At 60.1% G+C, this 9,741-nt stretch carries 9 protein-coding genes; 3 read left to right on the top strand and 6 right to left on the bottom strand.

The features are described from left to right. Nucleotides 1-46 precede the first annotated feature (46 nt). From ACMGE0_RS30610 to ACMGE0_RS30600, 3 genes are all read left to right on the top strand, one after another. Entirely contained in the window at nucleotides 47-475 is a 429-nt protein-coding gene (locus ACMGE0_RS30610) for an antibiotic biosynthesis monooxygenase family protein (protein WP_436819655.1), read from the top strand. Nucleotides 476-641: 166 nt separating this feature from the next. After that, complete coding sequence (locus tag ACMGE0_RS30605) at nucleotides 642-1,799, top strand: fumarylacetoacetate hydrolase family protein (protein WP_436819654.1); 1,158 nt, start codon at nucleotides 642-644, stop codon at nucleotides 1,797-1,799. Between the two features lie 872 nt (nucleotides 1,800-2,671). Further along, nucleotides 2,672-2,974 (top strand): I78 family peptidase inhibitor, encoded by a 303-nt coding sequence (locus ACMGE0_RS30600; RefSeq protein ID WP_436819653.1) that lies wholly within the window; start codon nucleotides 2,672-2,674, stop codon nucleotides 2,972-2,974. 134 nt (nucleotides 2,975-3,108) lie between these two features. Here the strand turns inward: ACMGE0_RS30600 and ACMGE0_RS30595 are convergent, their stop codons facing one another. The 6 genes from ACMGE0_RS30595 to ACMGE0_RS30570 all read right to left on the bottom strand — a co-directional run bounded on the left by ACMGE0_RS30595 (nucleotide 3,109) and on the right by ACMGE0_RS30570 (nucleotide 9,669). Beyond that, nucleotides 3,109-3,387 carry an NUDIX domain-containing protein gene (locus ACMGE0_RS30595; protein WP_436819657.1) on the bottom strand — a complete coding sequence of 93 codons (279 nt, stop codon included), beginning with the start codon at nucleotides 3,385-3,387 and terminating at the stop codon, nucleotides 3,109-3,111. 266 nt (nucleotides 3,388-3,653) lie between these two features. Continuing rightward, nucleotides 3,654-4,214: a hypothetical protein gene (locus ACMGE0_RS30590; RefSeq protein WP_436819652.1), complete on the bottom strand. Its 561-nt coding sequence runs from the start codon at nucleotides 4,212-4,214 to the stop codon at nucleotides 3,654-3,656. A 129-nt stretch (nucleotides 4,215-4,343) separates the two neighbouring features. Further along, nucleotides 4,344-5,006 (bottom strand): transcriptional regulator, encoded by a 663-nt coding sequence (locus ACMGE0_RS30585; protein WP_436819651.1) that lies wholly within the window; start codon nucleotides 5,004-5,006, stop codon nucleotides 4,344-4,346. 644 nt (nucleotides 5,007-5,650) lie between these two features. After that, the gene (locus tag ACMGE0_RS30580) at nucleotides 5,651-6,613 is read right to left on the bottom strand and encodes a LysR family transcriptional regulator (RefSeq protein WP_436819650.1); all 963 of its coding nucleotides are present in this window, start codon (nucleotides 6,611-6,613) and stop codon (nucleotides 5,651-5,653) included. A 122-nt stretch (nucleotides 6,614-6,735) separates the two neighbouring features. Continuing rightward, complete coding sequence (locus tag ACMGE0_RS30575; protein WP_436819649.1) at nucleotides 6,736-8,802, bottom strand: acetate--CoA ligase family protein; 2,067 nt, start codon at nucleotides 8,800-8,802, stop codon at nucleotides 6,736-6,738. A gap of 48 nt (nucleotides 8,803-8,850) precedes the next feature. After that, the gene (locus ACMGE0_RS30570; RefSeq protein ID WP_436819648.1) at nucleotides 8,851-9,669 is read right to left on the bottom strand and encodes an enoyl-CoA hydratase/isomerase family protein; all 819 of its coding nucleotides are present in this window, start codon (nucleotides 9,667-9,669) and stop codon (nucleotides 8,851-8,853) included. Between the last annotated feature and the right edge of the window lie 72 nt (nucleotides 9,670-9,741).

Raw genomic sequence — 9,741 nt, 5'->3', positions numbered from 1 at the left:
ACGGACGTGCCGGCATTGATCTCCTTCGCTCCCGGATCATCGGAACATGAGCTGCACCGAAATTGCGGAAGAGCCCATTAGTGCCGAAGTAAATTCCCCACTTATGCCGACGTGGACGCGAGGAAGAGTTGAGGATTTTTTCAGCGGCCGCCCGATGCCGGACCACCGGCGTTCCATCGTTCTGATCAACACCTTCCGGCTGAAGGCGGAGGATCCAGCGAAATTGATAGCTCTGCTAACCAAAGTCACAGAAGAGTCGGTGGGGATGGCCCCCGGTTTCAGAGGCGCCACGTTGCACCTGAGCCTGGATGGCGAGCGGGTTGTGATGTATGCGCATTGGCAGAGCCTCGCGCAATATGAAGCGATGCGCGCAGGCAGCGGCTCGACAAGCGCGATTCAGGAAATTATGGAGATCGCGATCTTTGAGCCCGGCATGTTCGAGGTCGTATGTGAGTTTCAGCCGCCGGATATGTGACTTTGCGAATCGGAGGTGCAGATCCTTGGCCGGCTCGGAAGCCAGACATTCACAGGTCTGTTCAGGGAACGGATACTGCCGCAACCAGGTGATCGGGTTGGCTTTCGCCCGCAGGAAAGGCACGTTCATCTATTCGACGCGGAAAGTGGCAGGAGGTTAAGCTGAGATGAGTGTTCGTTTGATCGATGATATTAGGGACGGCCTCTTCGTCGGGCGCGCCTGGAACCCGGCCGTTTCCGGCCCGAGCCTTGTGACGCTTCGCGGCGGCAATGTGGTCGACATCACCTCTCGGGAAGCGCCGACGATGAGCGCGCTTCTCGAGCGCGACGATGCCGCCGATTTTGTGCGGGCTGCCGGCGGGCAGAGCCTCGGCACGCTAGACGAGATCGCTGCAAACAGCACCGGCAGACCCGATCCGGCAAAATCCTATCTGCTGGCGCCCGCCGACCTGCAGGCCGTCAAGGCCTGCGGCGTCACCTTCGCGCAGTCGATGATCGAGCGGGTGATCGAGGAAAAGGCCGCCGGCAATCCGGATCGGGCGGCGGCGATCCGCGGGAAAGTCAGCACCATCATCGGCGGCAGCCTTCGCGACCTGAAGGCCGGTTCGCCGCAGGCGGCCAATGTCAAGGAAGCGCTGATCAAGGAAGGCATGTGGTCGCAATATCTGGAGGTCGGTATCGGCGCGGATGCGGAAGTCTTCACCAAGGCGCCGGTCCTGTCCTCGGTCGGCTGGGGCGCCGATGTCGGCCTGCACCCGATCTCCACCTGGAACAACCCGGAACCGGAAATCGTGCTCGCCGTCAACAGCCTCGGCGAGATCAAGGGGGCGACACTCGGCAACGATGTCAACCTGCGCGATGTCGAAGGCCGTTCGGCACTGCTGCTCGGCAAGGCGAAAGACAACAACGCTTCCTGCTCGATCGGTCCTTTCGTGCGCCTGTTCGACGAGACCTATACCTTGGACGATGTCCGCAACGCCGAGCTCGACCTGAAGGTCACCGGCCTCGAAGGCTACGTGTTGAACGGCAAGAGCTCGATGTCCCAGATCAGCCGCGACCCGCTCGACCTCGTCCGCCAGACCTGCGGCAGGCACCATCAATATCCGGATGGCTTCATGCTGTTCCTCGGCACGCTGTTTGCCCCCACCGAGGACCGCGATGTCAAGAACCAGGGCTTTACCCACAAGATCGGCGACGTGGTGGAAATCTCCTCGCCGGCGCTCGGCAAGCTGCGCAATACCGTGCGGCTTTCCACCGATTGCCCGGCCTGGGAGTTCGGCATTTCGGCGCTGATGAAGAACCTAGCTGCACGCGCGCTGCTATAGGAGAGGTCATGTTTTTTATCGTGAGCGGGCGGGACAAGCCCAACAATTTGGACACACGACTAAAATTTCGGGCTCAGCACCGGGCTCACTACGGGTCTCGGAGATGATCTGCTGCTGTCCGGTCCTTATTTGGATGACAGACCGGCCTTCCGGTCTCAAACCCTGAACACATCGGGCTCAAGTGACCCCAAACAGTGCCTGCGCATTTCCGAAGCAGATTTCTTCCTATCGTGTTCCGATAGGTTCAATGATTCAAAGATGGCGATCGTGTCACGAATATAGCCTGGACGCCGCTCTGGGTCGAAAGGGCCGTCAGAGGCGAAAGACCTTGTCGACGCCATAAAATGCCAAGCCACAGTCTGTGATAGGTCGCGAGCCAAAGACTGCGGTGTCAATAACGCTGCCTTTCCATCCGCGTTGACGCAAACCATCGGGCTCTTGAAGGACCTGAACCAACGACCCACCCTTCGAATTCTTTAACTTATGGACGTTATTTTATATTTTTTCCTCCATCACTCGCCTTGGCGTCGGAGTGGAACATGTCTTCGACGTCGTGGTGTCGACGGGTGTGATGTCGCCGGGATAGCCGACGCACTTCTATCGGCTCGTCGTATGATCGTGATGAGCATCGACCGCTTCACCTTCGAATGCGGTGCGCAAGAGTTCGGTGTTAGCAAAACCGCCTGCGAAGTGGCTGCCGAAAACGGTGAACGATCAATCCCGACGGTCTCGTGTTTGCCGACCAGGGTGTCGAAAATGGCGCAGCCGATGCGTACTGCAGGTTCATAGCTGGCGACGCCATGATCAAGATTTCAACACACCCTGTCCGCACATTGAGCTGTGTGCGCCACCCGGACTGAAAAGGAAAGCCTATGAACCATGCGAGCCGAATTATGCCTGTTCTGGCATTCCTGAACATCGTTCCGACTTTGGCCGCATGCTCCGTGGAAAAAACACCGTCTGCGGCTTCGCCCGCCCGATGCGACGCTGCAGCCGCCCGAACGCTCGTTGGCAAGCTCAAGCCGACCGAGGAAGAAGCCAAACGCCTGACCGGAGCAACCACCGTGCGTCAGATCGCGCCCGGCCAGCCCGTGACACACGATTATAGGGAGGCGCGGATCACTGTTGAGACCGATCCCTCCTCTGGCCGCGTGGTAGGAGTTACCTGCGGATGATCATAAGCCTAACATGCGGTGGGCGCCATTGGCCGGATTTGAACGGGACGTAGCAAGTTGCGACGTCCGAACGAATGCCCGCACGATGCCGATCTTGAGGCAATGCTGCACCCGTACGGTTTCTCCACCCGCAACTACCCTAAACTAAGGGTCAATATATTCCCGATAACATGCCATGACCCCATTGCGCTGATCTCAACGCCCAGCTCTTCGATAAACTTTCGACGACGAGCTTGCTCCCTCGTTTCGCCGAACTCAATAAAGCCGCCTGGCGGCTGCACCCCTGCGGGCGCCGCACCCCTACGGGCACATCGTTCCGGTCCCAAAACTTCAGCCGCTAGTAAGCGACCCGGGTGCCAGATCAGACCAGTGACGAATGGACGAATTGCAGATGGAGGACGCCAGGCCGTCATGAAGGCACCTTTAAAAAGAGGGTGCCAAAGGATCCGAACCGCGGACCTGGAATTTTTCATTTGGACAGCCGGTTCATCCCGTTTTGATATTTCCCAATGTCGGTGCTTGCCAACCTCGGCGGTCTCGAGGGTAACGGTTGGCCGGCAATAAGGGGCGCGGATTTTCATCAGGAGCGTCCAATGAGCGCCGGCCACCAACGTCGAGTGCTTCCAATTGGAACGGTCTCTTCAGGCTGCTCAAGCCCGGAGGGCGAATAATGGCGCGGTCAGCGTTGGAACCGCTCCAGCATCTTTTTCAGTTGTGCATTCTGCAGCAGAAGCTTGCGCGCCAGTTGCTCGCGGAGCAGCCTGATCTCTTCATCAAGGCCGATGGCATTGTCAGAAACGGTGGGGACGCCTGGAGAGGGCGGCGGAATGGCTTCACCCGTCGCCGCTGTCTTGCCCCGTCTGCGGCGCTTTCGCGTTACACCTTTGCCAGTCGGCGGGGGTTTTTGTGCGTCGCGTGCGACCCTACCGGCGTCATTGGATAAGGCCGGACCAGTCGCCTCCACGGGCCCGGCGCCTTCGATATCCGCCGCGCCATGAACACCAATTGCCGCCTCTTCGGAATGATCTTGATCCGCTGGGACCGCCTCCGATTGGTCGTGAGGGACCAGCTTTTCATCGACCCGAGGTTCCGCAGCATTCAATCCATCATCGGCTGCCGTTTCTGTCGGCTTGGCGATGGCCAATACGTCCGGCTTCACATCATCGGTCGAGCCGTGTTCTTGGCGCTGCTGGCGTCGCGGTGACACCAGCCGAGCAAGAAGTTTCCAGGGGGACGCCATTTATTCGACCTCGAATTCTAATCCGCATGCAGGCTGCGCGCAAAAGCGTTGGCGGCAGGATTACTGCCACCAAAATGTTCATCCCGATAAGCATGAGAATGCGGCCAGCGCTTGGCCGAATGCTGCCGATCAACCGAGGTTGAGTCGCTTTCGCAGATCGGCGTTTTCAGCACGGAGCTTCTCGGCCAACAGCTTGCGCAGTCTTTGGTTTTCCTCCTCCAGCTGCAGAAGATCCGCAAACTCATCAACTGCCGCCACAGACGGTGCGGTCGCTTCCTGAACAGCCTTCGGAGCACGTTTGACAGGCACGCGCCTGGCGCTCGCCGCACCTTCGTCAGACTTTGCCTTACGCCCTCTCTTCTGCTTTCCAGCTGCGGCATTCGAAGCTGCTGCCGGTTGCGCCGAAACAGCAGCTGAAGCCGTTTCAGGCGCCGCCTTCCTGCCGCGCGGTTTGCGCTCCTTCTTCGCTACATCAAGCGCCGCTAAGGGGGGCGTGTCAGCATCAGTCATCGTATTGTTTTCGTCGGCCATTATGGTCTCCTGTAAAGCCGATGCATTTGTCTCCTGCTCAATCGGCACTGTCAACATCGCCTCGGCCTGATCTTCTCCAGCAAAAGACATCCCGCTGCTGCTAGTTGGAGAAGCTTCTGGCCAAATTGGCATTGCCTCGCCCTGCAGATCTTGTGCAACGGACTTGAGATCCATGTCTCCCCAGATCGAGTTCGGGTGTGAATTGAGTTTCCGTCGACCAGATCGATATTCGACGGCAAAGCTGCGCTGGACTTTTTTCACTTTGAGAGGCCTTAGGTGTCTGCGGTGATGTTTCGGCGATGTTTCAGCATCGCAACGGGCAAGAAATAGCGAGTACCACGTTGACGGTCCAGGTAAATGACCTGTAGTGGCCTACCGCTTTTGATTCATTGGGATAGCACGGGTGCTATACTGACTGATTGCAGGTGGTGTCGGAGGCGCAGATGGACCGGATATGTCGGGTATTTCCCATTCTCTGAACACGACCGGTGGGTTTTGAGCGGCATCCCCGTCGTCTTGCGCAACACTGGCATCTTGAACCGCATCAACATAGTTCTTATGCCGTCCGCCACGGTTACGACGATCTGGAATTGGCGATGTCTCGCCCGTTTCGCAAGCATGGGCGTCAGTTTCAACATGAAGCTGCCCCTCCCTGACAACTGGTCCCGAACCGTTGTTGAGCCAGTCGATCGATCCCTCAACTTCGCGCCGACCTCGCCTGCTGACCCACCGGATTGGCCGACCCGATCCAGTTTCAAACGCTCGTCAGGCTTCGCCTGGATAGTCGTTCTTCAGCAAGTCCGCGGTCGCCGGGGAATTGGAGGGACTGTCCTTGTGTATTGCAATATCGTGCGGCGCGGCAAACCGCAACGGAATAAGAGAAAGACGTTCCCGAGGCGCACCGTTTATCGAGCCTTCATCCCGGCGAGGTCTATTACATTATTCCTGCGCGCCGGGCGCTCCTCGGATTTTTGAACTAGTGGGAGCTTCAGAGTACTAAGCGACAATATAGCCAAAAAGCGCGCGTTCAGTCGCGAGAGCGGCCGTCCCCCGTGATAGATCACCTGCGGCCGGATGACAATTGCGGGCCGGAAAGCCTTGACCACCACGTCATGGACCCGATCGGCGTTGAAGAACAGCGGCTCGACAATGGCAATACCGACGCCCGCTTCCACCAGCGAATAAGTCATTAGCGAGTGATTACATTCGATACGGGTTCGCGGCTTGACGCCGGCCCGCTCGAAGGTTTCGGTAATCAGCAGCCCGCAGGGGGAATGGGGATTGACGGAGATGAAGGCTTCCCCATCGAGATCCTCCGGAGTGATCTCGCCCTTCTCCGCAAGCCGATGGCTGCGCGGTACCACCGCGACGATCTCGGTGACGCAGAGATCCTTGACCATCAGCGCCGAATGGCCGATCGGCCCGTAGAGAATGCCGAGATCGACTTGCTGGCGCGCAACCCGGTCGACCACCTGCTTGGTCGGCAGAACCTTGAGCCCGATATTGACGCCCGGCCGCTGCTTCATGAAAGAGGCGATCGGCGCCGGCAAAAGCTCGGTCGCAAGCGTGGGAATGGAGGCGATCTTGATGCGCCCCGACAGGCTGTCCTTGAGCTCGATCGCCGCACGGCGGGCGAATTCGACGTTCTCGAAGATGTTGTCGATGATCGGGAACAGGGCCTCCGCCTCCGCGGTCGGCTGAAGCCCGCCGCTGGTCCGCTGGAAGAGCTGCATGCCGATCTGGTCCTCGGTATGGCGGATGAACCGGCTGATCGCCGGCTGCGAAATCCCGAGCAGCCGGCCCGCACCGGTCATGCTGCCGGTGCGCATGATTGCCCAGAATATTTCAAGTTGGCGCATGTTCAGCATAAGTGCTCCTCCCAGACCACTTTTAAAGCGCGCCACGCCGGAACGGACGCGAGCCGGTGCGCTTCAAGCTCTTAGTTTGGGATGCGGACGCTCCTATCGTCCACATCCCATGGATAGTCTCTTCAGCTCGTCGCCTTGCGGGGTACGACCAGTCCGTCGACCGCCATCACGCCGGCCTTGCCGATGACCAGCGGATTGACGTCGACCGCCTCGATGCGATTGCCGGCCCACAGCCCAAGCGCCTGCAACGAAAGTAGGGTATCGACCAGCGTATTGAAGGACCTGAGCGATGTCCAACGCGGACTTTGCAGAACCCGGCCGAGCGGACTTGCGGCGAGTTTCTTCTCGATCGTCGCGCGGCTTGCCGGCATCGAGAAAATGGTGATGTCCTTGAGCGCTTCCGCGTAGATGCCACCAAGGCCGGCCAGCAGAATCGGCCCGACATCCGGCGACCTGGTGACGCCGGCGATCGCCTCGATCTCGCCCTTGACGAAGCTTTGGACCACCGTGCTGGCGGGCGAACCCATGCTGCCATAAGCGGCTCGCAACTGGTCGGCATCGCGAAGGTCAACGCGCACCATGCCGGCATCGCTCTTGTGGGCAAGGCCGGGCACGACGCCCTTCAGCACCACCGGCCAGCCGACCTTTTCAGCCGCGGCAATGGCCTCGTCCAGCGAGGCACAGACATGCGAGGCGACGGTGCGGATGCCGAAGGTTTCAAGGATCGACAGGCTTTCCGGCTCGGTCAACGGCCGGTGGAGCGACAGGAGCGCCTCCTGCTCTGCCGGGACGAAGGGAAGCTTCGGCGGCGTAACGTCCTCCTCTCCGGTCTTCAGGATGGCTGAGATGCCCTGCAGCGTCGCATGGCTATCCTTGAAGACGCGCAGCTTCGCCGCGTCGCAATCCTCCCGCTGGCCAGCGCTCAGGCCGCCCGGCGCAAGGATCAGGAACGGCTTGTCGGATGTCGTCAGCGTATGCGTGATCGCCGCCATGGTTGGGATGCGCTGCCAGTCGCGCTGGGCATGCACCTGGGCCATCAGCATGCCCACGCCCGGATCGGCGGCGACGATCGACGGCACGTCCCGCGCCTTCGATCGTTCGCCGAAAATGCCGAAATCGATCGGATTGCCAAGCTTGGAGAATTTGCGGAAGGTCTCGAGCTTCTCCACCGTCTCCGGCGTGAAATCTGTCAGCGGCACATGAAGCGTTTCCGTCAAATCCGCCAGCAGCGCCGCGCCGGCGCCGGAGGTCGAGAAGACAGCAAGCCCGCCTTCGATCTTGCCGTAATGGGAAAGCATGGCGGCAGCAGTCGTCAGGCCCTCCAGCGTCGAGACGAGCGGAATGCCGCAGGCGTCCATCAGGGCCTCGTAGGCGCCGGGACCGGATGTCAGCCGGCTCGAATGGGCCATTGCCGCGTCCGCGCCCTTTTCGGTGCGGCCGATCTTCAGCGCGACGATATGCTTGCCGGCTGCCTTGGCGCGTCTGGCGAGCGCGCGCAGCCGCTCACCATCCGAAAGCGAGTCGAGCAGCATGGCGATCACCTTGGTCGCACCCTCCTCGATCGCGTATTCGAGATAGTCGAGCACGTCGAGATCCGCCTCGTTGCCGGCCGAGACGAAGAAGGACAGGCCCGCGCCGGCCTCGATCAACTGGCTCATCATCGTGTCGAAGAGCGCACCGCTATGGGAGATGACAGCGACGTCGCCTGCGGGCAGATGTTTGGCATGCGCGGTGTTGTAGCCGAGGGCGAGGCCGATATTGGCATTGTAGATACCGTTGCAGTTCGGACCGACGATGCGGATGCCGTATTCCTCGACGAGGGCGCCGAGCCGAGCCTGCCGCCCCGCCCCCTCCTCGCCGCTTTCGGCAAAGCCCGCCGAGCCGAGGATCGCCACTTTCACGCCGGCTTTGGCGCAATCCTCCAGGGCTTCCAGCGTCGCTTCGGCCGGAATCGCCATGAACACCACGTCCACCTGTTCCGGCAGATCGGCCGGGGTCGGATAACACTTGATCCCATCGATATCGGGAAGCTGGCGGTGGATCGGATAGACATTGCCCTTGAACCCGTTCGACGTGACGTTGTCGAAGGCGATGCGATTATGCTTCGTCTTCTTTTCGGAAACGCCGAGCACGGCAACCGCGCGCGGATGGAACAGCGCCGAGAGCGCCTCGTTGACTGCAGCTTTCATGTTCGAATTCTCAAATCCATTGATCGGAAATTGCCATATGCGAGAGGCTCAGCGTCCCTGCCATTGCGGTTCGCGCTTTTCGATATAGGCCCGCACGCCTTCCTTGCGGTCCTCGCTGAGATAGGGGTTGAGGCCTTCGTTGAGGCGTAGCGCCGAGACGATCGGCATGCCGGAAGACTTGGTCGCCGTCTCCTTCATGCGCCGAACGGTGACCGGCGCATTGCTGGCGATATTGATGGCGATCTCCATCGCCGCGTTCAGCGCCTCGCCCTTCGGCACGACGCGATTGAGCAGGCCGTACTGGTGGGCCTTTTCGGCGGTGATGTATTCACCACCGAACAGCATCTCAAGCGCCCAGGCGCGCGGGATGATCCGCGGCAACATGATCGTCGAGAAATGTGCTCCCATGCCGCGTTTGGCTTCAGGCAGGCCGAGCTTGGCATGCTCGCAGGCGACGCGCAGGTCGCAAGCGAGCGCCGTTTCGAAGCCGCCGGCCACGGCCGAACCGTTCAGCGCCGCGATTACAGGCTTATTGGTCTCCAGAATGACTTCGAGGAGATAGCGGTAGGGCGTTGCCATCTTATAGCGGAAGGGTTTGCCGGCGTCGTCGGCTTCCTTGCGTACCTTCATGTCCATGCCGGACGAAAAGGCCCGATCACCCGTGCCGGTCAGAACGATCACGCGTACGTCGCCGTCATGCTCGGCCTCGATGAACTCGTGCGACAATTGCCGCTGCAGGTCCGGCGTGAAGGCGTTCATGCGCTCCGGCCTGTTGACCGTGAAGATGCGGACGTGATCGCGCGTCTCGATGATCAGTTCGCGCGGATCACTTTCACCCGTGGCCGTGGTTTCGTTTTGCTCTGACATCTTCTATCCCTCCCTCGATCCCGTCAGGAACCTGCTTGCCATTTTCCGACCAGCCCATTGATCGGAAAAGAG

This window comes from Neorhizobium descurainiae, from assembly GCF_051400715.1.
Lineage (GTDB): Bacteria > Pseudomonadota > Alphaproteobacteria > Rhizobiales > Rhizobiaceae > Neorhizobium.
The sequence above is the reverse complement of the archived record's forward strand: the minus strand, read 5'-3'. Positions and strand labels throughout refer to the sequence as shown.